The sequence below is a fragment of the Streptomyces sp. NBC_01296 genome (genome assembly GCF_035984415.1).
Lineage (GTDB): Bacteria > Actinomycetota > Actinomycetes > Streptomycetales > Streptomycetaceae > Streptomyces.
This window is the reverse complement of the sequence record NZ_CP130720.1, coordinates 5588132-5605241: the sequence shown is the minus strand read 5'-3', so window position 1 is coordinate 5605241 and position 17110 is coordinate 5588132. Positions and strand designations below refer to the sequence as shown.

Below are 17110 nucleotides of genomic sequence, written 5' to 3'. Positions count from 1 at the left end.
CGCCCCGTCCCCCGTCCCTCTCCTAGGAGTCCAACCGATGGCGAACTTCGCCAAGCCGAGCGCCCCGCGCTTCAGCGTGGAGGTGTACCAGAACGAGTTCCTCCCCGAGGGCGGGCGGGACGTCCACGCCATCGTCACGGTGACGTCCACCGGCGGCGCCGCCGCCACCCGCGCGGCGGCCGCCCACGGCTCGGCCGCTGTCGTGATCATGGTGGACTGCTCGGGGTCCATGGAGTACCCGCCGGACAAGATGCGCGGCGCCCGCGAGGCCACCGCCGCCGCGATCGACACCCTGCGCGACGGCACCGCGTTCGCCGTCGTCGCCGGGACGCACGTGGCCAAGGAGGTCTACCCCGGCCAGGGCCGCCTCGCCGTCGCCGACCCGGCCACCCGGGCCCAGGCCAAGGAGGCCCTGCGGTCCCTGAGTTCGGGCGGCGGCACCGCCATCGGCACCTGGCTGCGCCTGGCCGACGGCCTGCTGCGCCAGTCCTCGGCCGCCATACGGCACGGCATCCTGCTCACCGACGGCCGCAACGAGCACGAGGACCCGGCCGTGCTCCGCGCCACCCTCGACGCCTGCGCGGGCCGCTTCACCTGCGACGCCCGCGGGGTGGGGACCGACTGGGAGGTCAAGGAGGTCACCGGCATCGCGAGCGCCCTGCTCGGCTCGGCCGACATCGTGGCCGACCCGGCGCACCTCGCCGAGGACTTCACGCGCATGATGGAGAACGTCATGGGCAAGGAGGTCGCGGACGTCGCGCTGCGCCTGTGGACCCCGGTGGGCGTGGAGATCCAGTACGTCAAGCAGGTCGCGCCCACCGTCCAGGACCTCAGCGGCCGCCGCACCGATGCGGGCCCGCGCGCCGGCGACTACCCGACCGGGTCCTGGGGCGACGAGTCCCGCGAGTACCACGTGTGCGTCCGGGTCCCGGCCGCCTCCGTCGGGCAGGAGATGCTGGCCGCCCGGGCCACGCTCCTCCTGCCCGGCGCGCCGGGCGAGCCGCCGGCCACGCTCGCGCAGGGACTGGTCCGGGCGGTGTGGACGGACGATCTGGCCGCGTCCACCGCCATCAACCCGCAGGTCGCCCACTACACGGGACAGGCGGAGCTCGCGCAGGCTATCCAACAGGGCCTGGAAGCGCGCAAACTGGGCGATGTCGACGGCGCCACGGCCAAGCTCGGCCGTGCCGTGCAGCTGGCCAGTGCCTCCGGAAACGCAGACACGGCCAAACTGCTCGCGAAGGTGGTGGATGTCGTCGATGCCGCGGCGGGTACTGTGCGGCTGAAGGCGAAGGTCGCGGATGCCGACGAGATGACCCTCGAAACGCGTTCGATCCAGACCGTCCGAGTGAAGAAGACCTGAGAGACCTGAGAAGACCTGACGCGATGACGCAGGCTGAAGGGGGAAGAGCCGCCATGCCGACCTGCCCGAACGGGCACCAGTCCGCCTCCGACGACTGGTGCGAGGTCTGCGGCCACCGCATGGCTGCCGCCACGGGTGCGCCCGCGGCGCCCTCCTACGGCTACGGCTACCCTCCCACCGCCGGTGAGCCGACCGCCCAGGCGGAGCTCTGCCCGCAGTGCCGGACCCCGCGCGAGGCCATGGCCCCGTTCTGCGAGGAGTGCCGGTACAACTTCCTGACCCGCTCGGCGACCTCGTACGCGCCGCTCGGCACGGATGCCGGAGCCGTCGGCGGGACCGGCGCCGGGGCGACCCCGCCGCCTCCGCCTCCCGCGCCGCCGGCTCCTGCCCCGGCGCAGTTCTCCCAGGACCACTTCGAGTACCAGGGCTCCCGGCCGTCCCGGGTCAACCGGCCGGCGGAGCCGCTGCAGCGCGAGGACGACTGGCTGCTGCCGCCCCCGGCGCACGAGCAGCAGCAGGCCCAGCACCAGGCCCCGCCCCAGCAGCAGTACCGGCAGCAGCCCCCGCCGCAGCAGGAGTACCGGCAGCCGGAGTACCCGCCGCAGCACGAGTACCAGCCTCAGCAGCAGCCCCAGCCCCAGCAGCCGTTCCCGCCGCAGAGCACGGGCGCCTGGAGCGCGACGATCGGCCCCGACCGCTCGTACTTCATGGCGATGATGCAGCGCAGCGGCCCCGAGGCGGCCGGGCTCAACCTGCCCGCGTACTCCCCGGAGCAGCATCTTCCGCTCTCCGGCGGCCAGATCACCATCGGCCGCCGCCGCGCCTCGACGGGCGAGTCCCCGAACATCGACCTGTCGGTGCCCCCGGAGGACCCGGGCGTCTCCCACCAGCACGCGGTGCTCGTCCAGCAGCCCGACCTCAGCTGGGCGGTGGTGGACCAGAACTCCACCAACGGCACCACCATCAACGGCGGCGAGGAGCCGATCCAGCCCTACGTCCCGGTCCCCCTCACCGACGGCGACCGGGTCCACGTGGGCGCCTGGACCACCATCACCATCCGCCGGGGCTGATCCCGAGCCGCTGCACTACTCCCCCAGGGGCCATACGTACGGGCCCTGGGGGTCGTCGAGCCAGGACCACTGGCCCTCCGCGCCGACCGTCACCCCGAACCGCTCCCGGCCCGGCCTGCCCTCGCCGCGCCACAGGTCCAGGGCCTCGCGCGGGTGGAGCGCGCCCGCCGTCAGCAAGAGCATGAACTGGAAGCGCTCGTTCTCCACCAGCTCGTACGGGAGCCCGTACGGCAGCCCGGGCGCGGTCGGCGAGGCCTTGGCCCCGCGCAGCGGGACGAAGTACGCCGGGGTGTGCAGGAAGCGGCCCTCCGCGAGGCCGGCGTCGCGGACCGTGAGCGCGATCAGCCCGGTCGACAGCGGGGCCAGGATGCGCGCCCCGGGCCGGCACTGGCCGAGCCAGGCGTGCGGGATCAGCGGCAGCGTGCACGTCACCAGGATCCGGTCGAACGGAGCCCGGGAGGGACAGCCGCGCGCCCCGTCCCCGGTGACCACGGTCGGCCGGTAGCCGAGCCGGGCCAGGTGCGCCCGCGCGGACTCGGTGATCTCCTCGTCCAGGTCCACCGTGGTGACGTGCTCGTCGCCGAGCCGGTGGCACAGCAGCGCGGCGTTGTAACCGGTGCCCGCGCCGATCTCCAGCACGTCGTCCCCGTCGCGGACGTCCAGCGCCTGCAGCATCTTCGCCATCAGGGACGGCTGGCTGCTGGAGGAGACCAGTTCGCCGTCGCGCAGCCGGGTGGCGAGCGGTCCGTCCGTGTAGACCCCGCGCAGCCAGCGGGCGCGGTGGGCCGGGTCCGGGTCCTCGCCCCACAGCCGCTCGTGGCCGGCGCCGCGGCCGGTGAAGAAGTACGGGACGAAGACGTGCCGGGGCACCGCCGCGAAGGCCGAGCGCCAGGCGGGATCCTGCAGCACTCCGGCTGCGGTCAGCTCCCGCACCTGCGCGGCGTGGGCGGCGTCCCGCAGGTCCCGCGTCTCGGCGTGGGCGGCCGGCGCGGGGCGGGCGGAGTGTGCGGCGTGTGCACCCATGGCTCCACTGTCCTGCGGCCGGGCCCGGGAGGCGAGCGGTGGCCGCGGGAGCCCGGGCCGGCGCGGGAGCCGGCGGGCGGTGAACCCGGTGGTCGTGGGAGCCGGGGTCCTAAGTCCCCGGTCCTCCGTCCGGGCGTCTGAGACGATGGTCGGGTGAATGAGATTCCGCGGGGCACGCTTCAGGAGCAGACGTTTTACGAGCAGGTCGGCGGCGAGGAGACGTTCCGCCGCCTCGTGCGGCGCTTCTACCAGGGGGTCGCGGAGGACCCGCTGCTGCGCCCGATGTACCCGGAGGAGGACCTCGGCCCCGCCGAGGAGCGGTTCGCCCTGTTCCTGATGCAGTACTGGGGCGGCCCGAACACGTACAGCGAGAACCGCGGCCACCCGCGCCTGCGGATGCGGCACGCCCCGTTCCAGGTGGACGCGGCGGCGCACGACGCGTGGCTGGGGCACATGCGCGTGGCGGTGGACGAGCTGGGCCTGGCGCCGGAGCACGAGGCGCAGCTGTGGCGGTACCTGACGTACGCCGCCGCATCGATGATCAACACCGCGGGCTAGCCGTACGGGAGCCCGTACGAGCGCCCGTACGCGGGATGCGGAACCCCGGGCGGAGTGCCCGCCCGGAGGTCAGACCGGCCGGACCTGGAGGGCGCCCAGGCCGCCGTTGCCGCCGGGCCGGCGCATCGCGATCGAGCCGTACGGGGTACGCAGCCGGAGCCAGCTACCCGAGGCCAGCAGGGCCACCGGCTCGGGGGCGCCGGGTGCGGGGGCACCGCTCGGCACGGCCGACCGGATCGGCCGCAGGAAGCCCAGGGACTGCGCGGCATGCACGGCGCGCAGCGGGAGCTCGGTGCCGCCCAGCGTCCTGGACCAGATCTCACGGCCGATGCGGTCCCGCTCGGACCGGGTCCGGTGCTGCGGGGGCAGGGCCTCGTCACGGGCCCGGAACTCGGCGACGCAGGCCGCCACGGCGGCCCGTATCTCCTCGGGGCCGGGCAGCCCGGGCAGCTGCCGCCAGCCGCCGCGGGGCGGGAGCACCCCGGTCCAGGGCGGGCCGGTGACCGGCCCGGGGACGGCGGCGCTCGCGGTGGCCTCTTCGACGGATTCCAGCAGCTCGCCGGCGGACACCGTCACGTCCAGCGGCCGGGAGACGGGCACGGCGAGCCGCACCGTGCGGATGGCCAGCACCTCGAAGGACGCCGGCCGTCCGAAGACGGCGAGCGCGCCGCCGCCCGCCTGCGCTTGCAGGCGGACCGCGGCGGCGCGGTCGTAGTGCACCAGCCGGCCCAGGAAGGCGGCGAGGTCCGCCGCCTCCCCGGAGTCGGCGAAGCGCAGCTGCTCGCTCATGCCGCCAGGCGCCCTTCGGCGGCGGCCTTGGCCTTGCCGGCCGGCTTGGCCGGCTCGTCGAGGTACTTCTCGAGGAAGTGCTTCTCCTCGGCCGTGATGCGGCGGGGCCGCCCCTCGGCGAGGTTGTACGGCACGACCACGGTCTCGGCGCGCACGTACACCGTCTCGGGTGCGTCCTCGGTCGCCTCGTCCTTGACCTCGTAGCGGATGGTCAGGGACGCGGCGCCTATCCGGGTCACCCAGGATTCGATGAGGACCGGCTCGTGACGGTGCACGAGGGGCAGCTTGTAGTCGATCTCGTGGCGGGCCACGACGGAGCCGCCCGTGAAGGACTCGCTGCCCTCCCCCGGCGCGAGGCGGAACATGAAGTCGATCCGCGCCTCCTCCAGATAGCGGAGGAAGACGACGTTGTTGACGTGCCCGAAGGCATCCATGTCCGCCCAGCGCAGGGGGCACCGGTAGTGGTGTCTGGCCATGGTTCCGGCCTCAGCCTCGCGTGAGCTTCTTGTAGGTGGCACGGTGCGGACGGGCCGCGTCCGGGCCGAGACGCTCGATCTTGTTCTTCTCGTACGACTCGAAGTTGCCCTCGAACCAGTACCACTTGGACTCGCCCTCGTACGCCAGGATGTGCGTGGCGACCCGGTCGAGGAACCAGCGGTCGTGGGAGATGACCACGGCCGCACCCGGGAATTCGAGGAGCGCGTTCTCGAGCGAGGACAGGGTCTCGACGTCGAGGTCGTTGGTGGGCTCGTCGAGGAGCAGCAGGTTGCCGCCCTCCTTGAGCGTCAGCGCCAGGTTGAGGCGGTTGCGCTCACCACCGGACAGGACGCCGGCCGGCTTCTGCTGGTCCGGGCCCTTGAAGCCGAAGGCGCTGACGTACGCGCGGGACGGCATCTCGACCTGGCCGACGTTGATGTAGTCCAGCTCGTCCGACACGACCGCCCAGAGGGTCTTCTTGGGGTCGATGTTGGCGCGGGACTGGTCGACGTAGCTGATCTTGACGGTCTCGCCGACCTTGACGGAGCCGGAGTCCGGCGCCTCCAGGCCCTGGAGCATCTTGAAGAGCGTGGTCTTGCCGGCGCCGTTCGGGCCGATGATGCCGACGATGCCGTTGCGCGGCAGCGTGAACGACAGGTCGTCGATGAGGACCTTGTCACCGAACGCCTTGGAGAGGTTGTTGACCTCGACCACGATCGAGCCCAGACGCGGGCCCGGCGGGATCTGGATCTCCTCGAAGTCCAGCTTCCGCATCTTGTCCGCCTCGGCCGCCATCTCCTCGTAGCGGGCGAGACGGGCCTTGGACTTGGTCTGGCGGCCCTTGGCGTTGGAGCGGACCCACTCCAGCTCTTCCTTGAGGCGCTTCTGGCGCTTCTCGTCCTTGCGGCCCTCGACCTTGAGGCGGGTGGCCTTCTTCTCCAGGTAGGTGGAGTAGTTGCCCTCGTAGGGGTGCGCGCGGCCGCGGTCGAGCTCGAGGATCCACTCGGCGACGTTGTTCAGGAAGTACCGGTCGTGGGTGACGGCCACGACGGCGCCCGCGTACTGCGAGAGGTGCTGCTCCAGCCAGTTCACCGACTCGGCGTCGAGGTGGTTGGTGGGCTCGTCGAGGAGGAGCAGGTCCGGGGCCTCGATCAGCAGCTTGCAGAGCGCCACGCGGCGCTTCTCGCCACCGGAGAGGGTGGTGACGGCCCAGTCGCCGGGCGGGCAGCCCAGGGCGTCCATGGCCTGCTCCAGCTGGGCGTCGAGGTCCCAGGCGTTGGAGTGGTCCAGGTCCTCCTGGAGCTTGCCCATCTCGTCGAGGAGCGCGTCCGAGTAGTCGGTCGCCATCAGCTCGGCGACCTCGTTGAAGCGCTTGAGCTTCTTCATGATGTCCGCAGCGCCGTCCTGGACGTTCTCCAGGACCGTCTTGGACTCGTCGAGCTTGGGCTCCTGCATCAGGATGCCGACGGTGAAGCCGGGCGACAGGAAGGCGTCGCCGTTGGACGGCTGCTCCAGGCCAGCCATGATCTTCAGAACGGTGGACTTACCGGCACCGTTCGGGCCGACCACACCGATCTTCGCGCCGGGCAGGAAGTTCAAGGAGACGTCATCAAGAATCACCTTGTCGCCGTGCGCCTTGCGCGTCTTGCGCATGGTGTAGATGAACTCAGCCAAGAGAAACCGTCCGGCAGATCGATGGGTGGGCAGATACACCCCATCTTGCCGTACGTCCATCCCCCGGGGGAAACCCGTATGGGCCCGGGGACCCCGGCGGGGGCGGCCCCGCGGAGGGACTTCGGGCAGGTCAGCGAAGGCGGAGGACGCCCGGGACCTGCCCCTCGAAGATCTCCGTCAGGAAGTCGAACAGCGTGGGCCCCCGGCCGGTGCGCGCCCGTGCCAGGCCGTCGGCGACGCGCTCGCGGTTCGTCGGGTGACAGCGCGTGAGGACTCCTTCGAGGTGGCGGGCCGTCTCGGGGTGGCCGAGCGCCCGCCGGGACTCCTCGTGGTCGCGCCACTCGATCACGAAGTCGCCGTCGTCAGGGGTTCCGAAGCCGCCCCGAAGACAGTCGTTGAGGGAGTCCAGGTTCCGCCCGAAATACCCCCCGGTCCCGTTGACGGCTTCCCCCAACAACACCCAGAAGTCCTCGAGCCCCCCGATCCGGCGGCCGTCGAGCACGTAGATCCTCGTCACGACCGTGAGCCTAGACGGGGGGCGGGGAGGCAGGGGCGCGCAGACAGGGGCGCGCAGTCGCCGGGAGGCGGGGAGGCGGCGCCGTGGGGGTTCCGTCAGCGGGGGCGGTAGACCGTCAGGGCGTTCGGGAGGGCGTCGAGCACCAGCGCAGCGGGGGCGTGGGCGTACTCCCCGTCGTACGCCAGCGGGGTGCCGGCGGGGATCTCCGCGACGCGCAGGCTGCGCAGGCGGGTGGCCGTGTGGACGGGGGAACGGCTCAGGGGGCCCGTGAGCGCGGCGGCGAACAGGCGCGGGCCGGGGCGGCCGCCGCCGTGCACGAGGCGGACGTCGAGCAGGCCCTCACCGAGGCTGTCGCGGCGCCGCGGGGCCGGGCCGGTGCCGTGGTAGGTGCCGTTGCCCGCGAAGAGCAGCCAGACGCTCCGGGGCCGCCCGGCCAGCCGGAGCCGTACGGGGCGCTCCGCACGCAGCACCTTCCAGGCGGCCAGGAGCGCGGCGGGCCCGCCGCCGATCCGCGGCGCCCAGTGCAGGCGGTGCCGCAGCAGCTCCGGATACGCGCCGATGCTGAAGGTGTTCAGGAAGTGGCCGGAGCGGCCGTCCTCGGGGTCGGGACCCGGGGTGAAGCGGCCCACCGCGGCGTGGACCGCGTGGCCGGCGGCGAGGGCGCGGCAGGTGTCCTCGGCCCCGGCGAGGCCGAGGTCGAGGGCGAAGTGGTTGAGCGTGCCGCCGGGGAACACGGCGAGCGGCACCCCGGCCCGCAGCGCGGCGGTGGCGGCCGCGTTGACCGTACCGTCGCCGCCGCACACCCCGAGCACGGTGGCCCGGGCGGCCGCCGCCGCCAGTTCCGCGGCCAGCTCCGGGCCGGCGCACTCGACCACCTCGGCCTTGGGCAGCCGGGCGCGCAGGACGTCGAGCCCCGCGTCGGCGGCCGTGCCCGACCCGGTGTTGACCACCACCGTGAGCCCGGCCCCGTCCGGCAGCGCGGGCGCCTCGGCGGCCGTCCGCTCGTCGCCCGGCACGACCCGCGCCTCCTCGACGCCGCGCGCGAGGCGGCGTACGGCCAGGCCCGCGGCCACGCCCAGCGCCGCCCCCGCGACCACGTCGGACGGGTAGTGCACCCCCGTGTAGACGCGGGAGAACGCCACCGACACGGCCACCGGGGCCAGCGCGGCGCCCCAGCCGGGCGCCTCGAGCGCGAGCCCGGTGGTGAAGGCGAACGCGGACGCCGAGTGCCCGGACGGGAATGAGGTGGTCGTCGGCTGTTTCACGAGCTGCCGCACCTCGGGCACGCCCTCCAGCAGCGGCCGGGGCCGGCGTACGGACCATTTGCCGATGGTGTTGACGGTCGCCGAGGCCAGCGCCAGCGAGGCGGCTCCGCGCAGCGCCGCCTTACGGGCCCCGGTCGAGCCGATGACCGCGATGGCCGCGGCGGCGGCGCCCCACAGCACCCCGTGGTTCGCGGCCCGCCCCAGTCTCGGCAGCACCCGGTCGGCCGCGGGCCAGTGCCGGCGGGCCACCCCGTCGAACAGCATCCGGTCCCACCGCGCGGCGGAGCCCCGCCAGGTCAGCTCCTGATCGGCCATTGCCTGCGCTTACCCGAAACCTCCGCCTCGGAACCAACGCCTCCGCCAACCGGCCCTCCCCGGGCGCCCGCACTCCGCGCGCCGGAGCCACCCCACGGACAACATGCCGCTCCCCCAAGGCCCCCTCCCCACGCGCATCCCGCCGCCAGGACACCGCAGCGACATCCGGGGCGTGACGCCGCCACTGGCCCCTCGCCACGGGACTCCGGCCGCCGGAGCCATCTCACCGGCAACACGCCGCTACCCCCAGGCCCCGTCCCCATGAGCAATCCGAATGAGCACCCCGAATGAGCACCCCGACTCAGGGCACCCGAGCGGCGTCATGGGCACCGTGCCGCCGCCCCTGACCTCTCCCCACCGGCATCCCGTCGCCCGGATACCCGAGGGACGTCCTCGGCACCATGCCGCCGCCCCTCGGACCCGTACCCGGGGTATGTGGATGCCCCCTTACGCCTGGTCCTCCTCGTCCAGTGGGCGCTTGCGGAGCAGGAGGACCACCAGGCCGCCCAGTACCACCAGGCCCACCGCCAGCGAGGCGATGACCGGGGTGGCGGCGGAGCTGCCGCTGGTGGCGAGCCGCTCCTCGTCCGTGGTGGACTCCGACGAAACCGCAGCCGCAGCCGCGGCCGAGGCCTGCGTCACGGCGGGCCCGTCGCCGGTCGTGACGGCCTCGGCCACCACGGGCTGCGGCCAGACCGCGTGCGCCGAGGCCGCCGCCGCGGACTCGCTGGAGCCCGCCACGATCTGCGCCTGGGACGGCACCCCGCTGGTGAAGACCCGCCCGACCGGCACCTTCGTGGAGCCCTGGACCGTGACCGAGGCCGCGCCGTCCGGGGTGCCCGCCGGCACCTCGAAGTACAGCCGGCTCCCGTTGGCCGCGGTGGTGAGCGCTCGCCCCTCGGCGTCCACCACCCGCACCCCCATCGCCACGGCCGCCGCGTCCGGGGTGACCGTCACGCTCTGCGCCCCGGTCCGCACGGTGACCGGCCCGAGGCGGGTGCCCACGGGACCCGACACGTTCTCCGGGTCCAGCCCCAGCGAGGCCGGCGGCTCCGGGAGCTTGCCCGCCGACCGCTGGAGGTAGTCGGCCAGCTTCTCCGCCGCGGGGTCGGCGGCCTCCACCTGCGCCCCGTCCGCGAGCCGCCAGATCGCGACCTGGGTTCCGGCGGCCGCGCTCTGCGCGGTCAGGGCCCCGGCCCCGGCCGCCTTGGCCAGTCCGGCGAGATCGTTCAGCTGCGGGTAGGAGTGCTCGAGGACCCAGCGGATCCGGCCCGCCTCCCCGTTCCCCTCGAGCAGGGTGCCGCTCCAGCCGCTCTCCGTGTACCGGGCCTGCGGCTGGGCGTTGCCCGCCACGCCGACCCCGTAGGTCTGGAGCATCCCGCCTCCGTCGACCCGCATCTCGTACAGCCCGGCCGGAATCTGCCGGACCGACCCGTCCTTCGCGCGCAGGACCGCCTGACCGTACGTCTTCAGCCCGTCCAGCACGGCGCTCGCGCCCTCCGGCGTCCGGGGCGCAGGCGTCCCGGAGTCGGCGGCCGCCCGCGCGGCCGGGGCGGCGGCCAGGGCCGCAGCCAGCAGCGCAGCCGCCAACGGCCGCCGCGCGCAGGCCCGTACGGCCGCAACCGAGGCAACCGCAGTCGCCGCAGTAACCGAGGTGGCAGGTCTTGCGGAAGCGACAGCAGCAGACGGCGCAGAAGGAACGGAATCAGGAGCGGAGGATGCGGGAACGGCAATCGACACAGTCTTCCCCTTCGGGCCAATGACCCAGGTGCCCGTGAGTATCGGGGAATCCTAACCGCCTCGAACACTCAGACCACCGCCGCCTTCTGAGTGGCCATCAGCGGCGGGTCCGCCTTGACGACCCGCCGGAATGCCGCCGTCCCCCGGTTCAGATCGTGGCCGACGGCGGTCGCGTCGATCTCCGCAGAGAACCACCGGTTGCCCTCTCCGTCGGGTGGATCCTCCCGTACCCGCAGCCGCCCGTGCACCACCAGCGGCTCGCCCACCGCGACGGAGCCGGCCAGGTTCACCGCGAGCGTGCGCCGCGCCCACACGGTGTAGAAGCTGGTGGTCCCGTCCGTCCAGGCGTCCTTGCGCCGGTCGAAGTACCGCGGCGTCACGGCGAACCGGAACCGCGCAGACGGCCCGTTCACCGTCTCCTTGTAGTCGATCTGCGTGGCCACATGGCCGATCAGCGTCACCGTGGTGTCGTTCATCCCGGCAGCCCTCCCCCGCATCCGTACCCGCACGGACCGTCCGCACGACCTGCACGGACCGTCCTCATGACCTGCACGGACCATCCGCACGACGTGCACAGACCATCCGCACGACCCGCACGGACCATCCGCACGAGGTACGACCCATGCTGGCGCGGCCCCCCGATTCCCGCTCCGGCCTGTGGACTACTCGCGGGTTGTGGACAACTTCGTCCCCCCTGCGGCCACCGTCGCGTACTGCTCGCGCACCTCCCGGTAGCGCAGCAGCTCCGCCGCCACCGGCTCCAGCACCCGGGCCCGCCCGCAGCCGGCCGCCGCCTGCCGCAGCCGCCGCTCCGCGTCCTGCCCGTACCGCCGCGCCGGGCCCCGGGCCGCGATCGAGCAGGCCCACTCCACCAGCGGCCCGCCGACGATGCCCGCCACCATCAGCAGCACCGGCGGCATCAGCCGCGGCTCCAGGACCCCGGCGATCTGCCCGACCAGCCACAGCCCGCCGTAGATCTGCAGCAGCGTCATCGCCGCCTGCGCCAGCACCGCCGCAGGCCACCACGCCGGCCGCGGCGGCTTGGCGCTCGGCACCGTGACCGCCGACCCCAGCGTCACCGCGATCTCGTCCAGCGACTCCGGGAGCTGTTCGGCGCCCCGCACCGCGGTCTCCCGTACCGCCTGCGCCCAGGCGTCGGGCAGCCCGTCGGCCGCCGCGTCGGCGACCGTCCGTACGGCCTGTTCCACCCGCTGGCGCGCGGTCACCTCCTCCTCGACCGGCGTCTGCGCGGTCGCAGGTCCCCGGCCGCCGATCGCCGCCAGCGCGGCCAGCCCGGCCAGGGTGCGCGGGGCGCGCCGGCCCTCGTACCACCGCCACAGCCGCAGCCAAGGGGTGCCGCACGCCTTGCCCGCATTGCGCCGCCAGGCCCGCTCGGCGGCCAGCCCGGCCGCGTACGCCCCGACCGCCTCCGCGAGCCGGTCCTCGAACTCGGCGCGCGCCGCCTCCCCGATCTCCGGCCCCGGATGGCCGTCGGCCACGTACAGCGGACGCAGGCGCATGGCGGCCCGGTCGACATCGGCGGAGATCCGCCGGGTCGCGGCGCCCTTCTCCTGGGTGAACTGTGCGAGGAGGTCGCGGAGTTCCCCGACGCCCTCGCCGGTCAGCGCCGACAGCCCGAGGACGGTGGCGCCGGGCTCGTCGTGCTCGCCGAGGGCGATGCCGTCGTCGTCCAACAGCCGTCGCAGGTCGTCCAGTACGAGGTCCGCCGACTCGCCGGGCAGCCGGTCCACCTGGTTCAGCACGACGAACGTCACCTCGGCGTGCCCGGCCAGTGGCCGCAGGTACCGCTCGTGCAGCACCGCGTCGGCGTACTTCTCCGGGTCGACCACCCACACCACCGCGTCGACGAGGGCGAGCACCCGGTCCACGTGGTCGCGGTGGGCCCCGACCGCGGAGTCCAGGTCCGGCAGGTCCACCAGGACCATCCCGCGCAGCGCCCCGGTCTCCGAGGTCTCGCGCGGCCGGCGGCGCAGCCTGCCCGGGATCTCGAGGCGGTCGAGCAGCCCGGCCGCGCCGTCCGACCAGCTGCACGCGATGGGTGCGGCGGTCGTCGGCCTGCGCAGCCCCGTTTCGGAAATCTGCACTCCGGCGAGTGAATTGAAGAGCGTGGACTTGCCGCTTCCGGTGGCACCGGCGATCGCGACGACCGTGTGCTGCAGCGACAGCCCGCGCCGCGCGGCCGCCTCGTCGAGCACCCGGCCCGCCTCGGCGAGGGTCTTTCCGTCGAGCCGGGTCCGTGAGAGCCCGACCAGCTGGCGCAGCGCCTCGAGGCGCGTGCGCAGCGCCTGGCCTTCGGGGCTGAGCGGCGGCGAGGGCGCCTTGCCCCCGTCGCTGCCGGCGCCGGAGACGGCGCGGACGAGCGCGTCGTCGCCCTCGTCCCCGCCCGTGTCGTCATCGGGGTCGAGGTCGACGTCGATCCCGCCGACGCGGCGCGAGCGTGCGATGAATCCGTCGTCCCAGCGGTCGTCGGTGCGGTCGGTCAAAGCGGTCACCGCGTCACCTCTCCTTCTGCAGTAGGGACAGCGCGGCGATCAGCTCGGCCTGCGGTTCCGGCGTCACCTCGAGCGCCTCCAGCGGGGCCAGCCGGCGGTCCCGCTCGGCGCGCAGCACCTGCTCCAGGTGCTGCGCGACCAGTTCGCCGCCCCGGTCGCGCAGCCGTACGGCGGCCTGTACGCCGATCCGCTCGGCGAGCTTCTCCCCGGCGGGCCGGGCCCGTTTGCCGCCGAGGAGGGCCGCGACCAGCAGGGCGGCGATCCCGTCGGGGTCGGGCGCGGGCTGCTTGTCGAGCCGCGCGACCTCCTCCTCGGCAAGTTCCTCCAGTACGCGCCGCCAGTGCCGTACGGCCAGGCCGATGCGTTCCGCCGCCTCCCGGTCGGGCCCGGGCAGCTGCACCGCCCCGGCGGCCGGCTCGCGCCGCCAGGCCTGGGCGATCCGCTCGTCGGCGGCGGCCACCGCGCACTGGAGCAGTGCGGCGAGCGACTCGGCGAGCGAGTCGAGCAGTTCGTCGGCGCTGGTGTCGAGGGGGTAGCCGCGCCACCGGGTCAGCGCGTCCCCGGCCAGTACGCCGCCCTGGTCGAGCCGGTTGCGGACCCGCTTGCCCTCCCTCCGGTAGGCGTCCTCCACGGCCGAGGTCAGCCGTACGGAGGCGGCGTACTGGGCGGCGACGGCGGATGCCAGCTCCGGCATCCGGCGCCCGAGGGAGTCCAGCGCGCCGAGCGCGGTGCGCCCGACGGCGTACTGCCGGGCGGCCGGGTCCTGCGCGTGGTGGGCGAGCCACGCGAAGAGCGGGGCGACGGCGCTGGCGGGCAGCAGCCCGCCCCCGCCGGCCGATTCGGGCAGCTCGGGCACCGTGAACCGCGGTACGTCGCCCAGCCCGGCCCGGGTGAGCAGGGCCCCGTACTGCCGCGAGACCTCGGCGAGCACCTGGTGCGGGACCCGGTCGAGGACGATGCTCAGGGTCGCCTTGTACTGCTTGGCGGTGCGCAGCAGGTGCCAGGGCACGGCGTCGGCGTACCGCGAGGCGGTGGTGACCATGACCCAGATGTCGGCGGCGCAGATGAGCTCGGCGGCGAGTGTCCGGTTCTCGACGACGAGGGAGTCGATGTCGGGGGCGTCGAGGATGGCGAGCCCGCGCGGGAGGCCGGCGACGGTCTCGATCCGCAGCTCGCGGGTGGCGGCGGTGTTCCCGAATCCGCGGGGGGAGCCGCGGTGGGGGGCGGGGAGCGGGTCGTCCTCGCCGGGCGGGGCCCAGACCCGCATCAGGTCGGGGAGCACCCGCATCCCGGCGAACCAGTGATGGTCATCCGGATGGCAGACGAGCACCGGGGTCCGTGTCGTGGGCCGGAGTACGCCGGCTTCACTCACTTGGCGCCCCACGAGGGAGTTGACGAGAGTGGACTTACCGGCCCCGGTGGACCCGCCGACGACGGCGAGCAGCGGCGCGTCGGGCGCCTTCAGCCGGGGTACGAGGTAGTCGTCGAGCTGCGCGAGCAGCTCGGCTCTGGTCTGGCGGGCGCGCGGGGCGCCGGGCAGGGGCAGCGGCAGACGCACGGACGCGACCCGGTCGCGCAGGGCGGACAGGGCATCGAGCAGCTGAGGCCGAACATCCAAGGTCACCACATGCGAAGAATGCCCAATTTGGGACCATTTTTGAAGCTTATACGCCCTCTGCGCGCCGACCGCGACTCCAGCGGGACCTTTTGGACACAGCGGACGAGTGGGGCGCAGGCATAACGAGTGCACAACACCAGGGGCGCCGCGGCGCAAAAGCGGTGCGAGAATCGCACCTGCCTGCGATTATCGGGACCGCTTCACCGAACCTCCACATCGTGGCACGCGGGTGAAGCAACCGGGACAAGGCGGCCGGAGCCCTATCCTTGACCCGGTCCGGACGACAGTCCCACCCCCACCACGGGGCTCCAGGCCACCACGGCCACCTTCCGGCCCCCGTAGCTCAGTGGATAGAGCAGGTGCCTTCTAAGCACTTGGCCGCAGGTTCGAGTCCTGCCGGGGGCACTCTCCCTCTCCTTGCCTGACCAGCGGAGACGCTGGTCAGGGCGCCGTCGGCGGTGGCCCGGCTGTGCGCCGGCGGTCTGCTGCGGGAATGCACGCCGTTGGGCCGGGACGGGGCGGTTTCGTGGGTTCTGGATCACATGGAGACGCCCTCGACCCATACCCTTTTCAGTCCGACGCAGGCGCACGAGGCTGCCCTGACACGGTCCAGTGCAACGGCCACGCGAAGCGGATTGTCCTGAATGAGTCCGCGTCACGGAGCCCGGCCCGTCGGCGCTGCGCCTCGGAACTGGTGCAACGTAGAGGCCTGCTGACGGCCTGAAATTACCTCGGCCCTCGGCGTCGAATTCCTGCCCCGGGCACCTGTCTCGGCGTCCCCGCGGTTCGAACACCCCTCGGCCGAGGCCCGTCGTGGGTGACCGGCAGCGGGGTCAGCTGGCGCTCATGCCCCGGTCTGGCCAGTGGGTGGATCGGGAGTGGAGGGCGTTGATCTTGCGGGATGCCTTCAGGGACAGGTGGTCGAGTCGGCCGTCGTCCACTGCGGAGGTGCGGGTGGCCTTGTTCAGGGTCAGGGTGCGGGGGAGGTCTTCCGGGTCGGGGCCGAAGGCGTAGCGGACCGTTTCCGCGTCTTCGGAGATCTTTCGGAAGTAGACGAGAGCGGCCATGGCCCCAGTGTGCCCTGGTGTGGGAGGGGGGTGGTGCGGGAAGGTGGGCGGATGGCGGACGGATCTGTGGAGCGGGCGCGGTCGTTCGGGGTGGCTGCGCGGCGGTACGGGGACCATCGGCCCTCGTATCCCGACGCGCTGGCGGATGCCCTGGAGGAGGTCTCCGGGGTGGCGCTGCGCGGGGCGCGGGTTGCCGATGTGGGGGCCGGCACCGGGATCGCCACCGGGCTGTTGTGCGCCCGCGGGGCCAACGTGGTCGGCGTCGAGCCGGGGGCGGGGATGGCCGCGGAGTTCCGGCGGCGTCACCCGCGCGTTCCGCTCGTACGCGGGGATGGGGATCGGCTGCCCTTCGCGTCGGGGTCCCTTGACCTCCTTGCGTACGCGCAGTCCTGGCACTGGACCGATCCGGCCCACTCCGGACCGGAGGCCCTGCGCGTGCTGCGACCCGGCGGGGCGCTGGCCGTCTGGTCGAACGACCCGGACGTGGGCGTCGAGTGGATCGCCGACCAGCAGGCCCGGATCGAGGAGAGGTTCGGTCCCGGTTGGTACATCAACGAACATCCCAGGTCGCAGGGCGGCTTGGAGTTCACCACCCGGCTGCTGCCTTGGTCTCGAGAAATCACGATCGACGCCCATCTTGCCAAGTTGGCGACCCACTCCCTCTTCCTGGTCGGCCGACCCGGGAGCGGTGACTTCCTCAGCGCCGAGCGGGAGCGGCTCCGAGTCCTGTTCCCCGGTGGGACGGTGAAAGAGCACTACGTCGTCGACCTGCGGATCGCGCGCGTGGGTCAGCCGAAGCGGCCCTGGACGTAGTCCGACGTGCGGGGGTCCGACGGGGTGGAGAACATCGCCTCCGTGGGGCCGTGTTCGACGATGCGGCCCGGGGTGCCCTGTTCCGCGAGGAGGAAGGCGCACTGGTCGCAAACGCGGGCCGCCTGCTGCATGTTGTGCGTGACGATCACGATCGTCACCTCCTCGGCCAGCTCCCGGATCGTCTCCTCGATACGGCGCGTCGAGGTGGGGTCCAGCGCCGAGCAGGGCTCGTCCATCAGCAGGATCTGCGGGCGAGAAGGGGGCGCGCGAGGGAGCGCAGAACCCGACCGGTCCCGCCCGACGGGGGT

At 73.5% G+C, this 17110-nt stretch carries 16 protein-coding genes and 1 tRNA gene; 5 read left to right on the top strand and 12 right to left on the bottom strand.

Features of this window, described 5'->3' with window-relative positions; all coding sequences use genetic code 11:
* Positions 1-37: 37 nt before the first annotated feature.
* Both OG299_RS25485 and OG299_RS25480 read left to right on the top strand, forming a co-directional pair.
* On the top strand, positions 38-1363 hold the full coding sequence (locus OG299_RS25485; RefSeq protein WP_327362739.1) for a vWA domain-containing protein: 1326 nt from the start codon (positions 38-40) through the stop codon (positions 1361-1363).
* A gap of 53 nt (positions 1364-1416) precedes the next feature.
* On the top strand, positions 1417-2433 hold the full coding sequence (locus OG299_RS25480) for an FHA domain-containing protein (RefSeq protein WP_327362738.1): 1017 nt from the start codon (positions 1417-1419) through the stop codon (positions 2431-2433).
* A 15-nt stretch (positions 2434-2448) separates the two neighbouring features.
* On the opposite strand, the gene OG299_RS25475 is transcribed toward OG299_RS25480, so the two are convergent.
* Positions 2449-3456 (bottom strand): methyltransferase domain-containing protein, encoded by a 1008-nt coding sequence (locus tag OG299_RS25475; RefSeq protein WP_327362737.1) that lies wholly within the window; start codon positions 3454-3456, stop codon positions 2449-2451.
* A 153-nt stretch (positions 3457-3609) separates the two neighbouring features.
* Between OG299_RS25475 and OG299_RS25470 the strand changes: the two genes are divergently transcribed.
* Complete coding sequence (locus OG299_RS25470) at positions 3610-4014, top strand: globin (protein WP_266629170.1); 405 nt, start codon at positions 3610-3612, stop codon at positions 4012-4014.
* 69 nt (positions 4015-4083) lie between these two features.
* On the opposite strand, the gene OG299_RS25465 is transcribed toward OG299_RS25470, so the two are convergent.
* The 9 genes from OG299_RS25465 to OG299_RS25425 all read right to left on the bottom strand — a co-directional run bounded on the left by OG299_RS25465 (position 4084) and on the right by OG299_RS25425 (position 14922).
* Entirely contained in the window at positions 4084-4803 is a 720-nt protein-coding gene (locus tag OG299_RS25465; protein ID WP_327362736.1) for a DUF8010 domain-containing protein, read from the bottom strand.
* Positions 4800-5279: an acyl-CoA thioesterase gene (locus tag OG299_RS25460; protein WP_266629167.1), complete on the bottom strand. Its 480-nt coding sequence runs from the start codon at positions 5277-5279 to the stop codon at positions 4800-4802. Before OG299_RS25460 ends, OG299_RS25465 begins: the two co-directional genes overlap by 4 nt.
* Positions 5280-5289: 10 nt before the next feature.
* The gene (gene ettA, locus OG299_RS25455; protein ID WP_266629165.1) at positions 5290-6954 is read right to left on the bottom strand and encodes an energy-dependent translational throttle protein EttA; all 1665 of its coding nucleotides are present in this window, start codon (positions 6952-6954) and stop codon (positions 5290-5292) included.
* 130 nt (positions 6955-7084) lie between these two features.
* Positions 7085-7471, bottom strand: a complete 387-nt coding sequence (locus tag OG299_RS25450; protein WP_327362735.1) for a barstar family protein — start codon at positions 7469-7471, stop codon at positions 7085-7087.
* Positions 7472-7566: 95 nt separating this feature from the next.
* Positions 7567-9051, bottom strand: a complete 1485-nt coding sequence (locus OG299_RS25445) for a bifunctional phosphatase PAP2/diacylglycerol kinase family protein (RefSeq protein ID WP_327362734.1) — start codon at positions 9049-9051, stop codon at positions 7567-7569.
* A 447-nt stretch (positions 9052-9498) separates the two neighbouring features.
* Positions 9499-10641: a thioester domain-containing protein gene (locus OG299_RS25440; RefSeq protein WP_327362733.1), complete on the bottom strand. Its 1143-nt coding sequence runs from the start codon at positions 10639-10641 to the stop codon at positions 9499-9501.
* 218 nt (positions 10642-10859) lie between these two features.
* Positions 10860-11267, bottom strand: coding sequence for a single-stranded DNA-binding protein (locus OG299_RS25435; RefSeq protein WP_053785592.1), 408 nt, complete (start codon positions 11265-11267; stop codon positions 10860-10862).
* Positions 11268-11453: 186 nt separating this feature from the next.
* Entirely contained in the window at positions 11454-13304 is a 1851-nt protein-coding gene (locus OG299_RS25430) for a GTPase (RefSeq protein WP_327362732.1), read from the bottom strand.
* A gap of 4 nt (positions 13305-13308) precedes the next feature.
* A complete protein-coding gene (locus tag OG299_RS25425) occupies positions 13309-14922 on the bottom strand; it encodes a GTPase domain-containing protein (RefSeq protein WP_327362731.1) in 1614 nt (537 codons plus the stop codon).
* A 332-nt stretch (positions 14923-15254) separates the two neighbouring features.
* On the opposite strand from OG299_RS25425, the gene OG299_RS25420 reads away from it, so the two are divergent.
* Positions 15255-15327, top strand: a tRNA-Arg gene (locus OG299_RS25420).
* Between the two features lie 428 nt (positions 15328-15755).
* Here the strand turns inward: OG299_RS25420 and OG299_RS25415 are convergent.
* A complete protein-coding gene (locus OG299_RS25415; protein WP_266629151.1) occupies positions 15756-15989 on the bottom strand; it encodes a hypothetical protein in 234 nt (77 codons plus the stop codon).
* Between the two features lie 51 nt (positions 15990-16040).
* Here OG299_RS25415 and OG299_RS25410 point away from each other — a divergent pair, with 51 nt between their 5' ends.
* On the top strand, positions 16041-16802 hold the full coding sequence (locus tag OG299_RS25410) for a class I SAM-dependent methyltransferase (RefSeq protein WP_327362730.1): 762 nt from the start codon (positions 16041-16043) through the stop codon (positions 16800-16802).
* Here OG299_RS25410 and OG299_RS25405 read toward each other — a convergent pair.
* The gene (locus tag OG299_RS25405; protein ID WP_405702869.1) at positions 16778-17038 is read right to left on the bottom strand and encodes an ATP-binding cassette domain-containing protein; all 261 of its coding nucleotides are present in this window, start codon (positions 17036-17038) and stop codon (positions 16778-16780) included. The two genes, OG299_RS25410 and OG299_RS25405, sit on opposite strands and share 25 nt — an antisense overlap.
* Positions 17039-17110 lie beyond the last annotated feature (72 nt).

Excerpts from the sequence above, each read along its gene's own strand:
- OG299_RS25485 (WP_327362739.1), top strand. The coding sequence starts at position 38 with ATGGCGAACTTCGCCAAGCCGAGCGCCCCGCGCTTCAGCGTGGAGGTG.
- OG299_RS25480 (WP_327362738.1), top strand. The coding sequence starts at position 1,417 with ATGCCGACCTGCCCGAACGGGCACCAGTCCGCCTCCGACGACTGGTGC.
- OG299_RS25475 (WP_327362737.1), bottom strand. The coding sequence starts at position 3,456 with ATGGGTGCACACGCCGCACACTCCGCCCGCCCCGCGCCGGCCGCCCAC.
- OG299_RS25465 (WP_327362736.1), bottom strand. The coding sequence starts at position 4,803 with ATGAGCGAGCAGCTGCGCTTCGCCGACTCCGGGGAGGCGGCGGACCTC.
- OG299_RS25460 (WP_266629167.1), bottom strand. The coding sequence starts at position 5,279 with ATGGCCAGACACCACTACCGGTGCCCCCTGCGCTGGGCGGACATGGAT.
- OG299_RS25445 (WP_327362734.1), bottom strand. The coding sequence starts at position 9,051 with ATGGCCGATCAGGAGCTGACCTGGCGGGGCTCCGCCGCGCGGTGGGAC.
- OG299_RS25435 (WP_053785592.1), bottom strand. The coding sequence starts at position 11,267 with ATGAACGACACCACGGTGACGCTGATCGGCCATGTGGCCACGCAGATC.
- OG299_RS25415 (WP_266629151.1), bottom strand. The coding sequence starts at position 15,989 with ATGGCCGCTCTCGTCTACTTCCGAAAGATCTCCGAAGACGCGGAAACG.
- OG299_RS25410 (WP_327362730.1), top strand. The coding sequence starts at position 16,041 with ATGGCGGACGGATCTGTGGAGCGGGCGCGGTCGTTCGGGGTGGCTGCG.
- OG299_RS25405 (WP_405702869.1), bottom strand. The coding sequence starts at position 17,038 with ATGGACGAGCCCTGCTCGGCGCTGGACCCCACCTCGACGCGCCGTATC.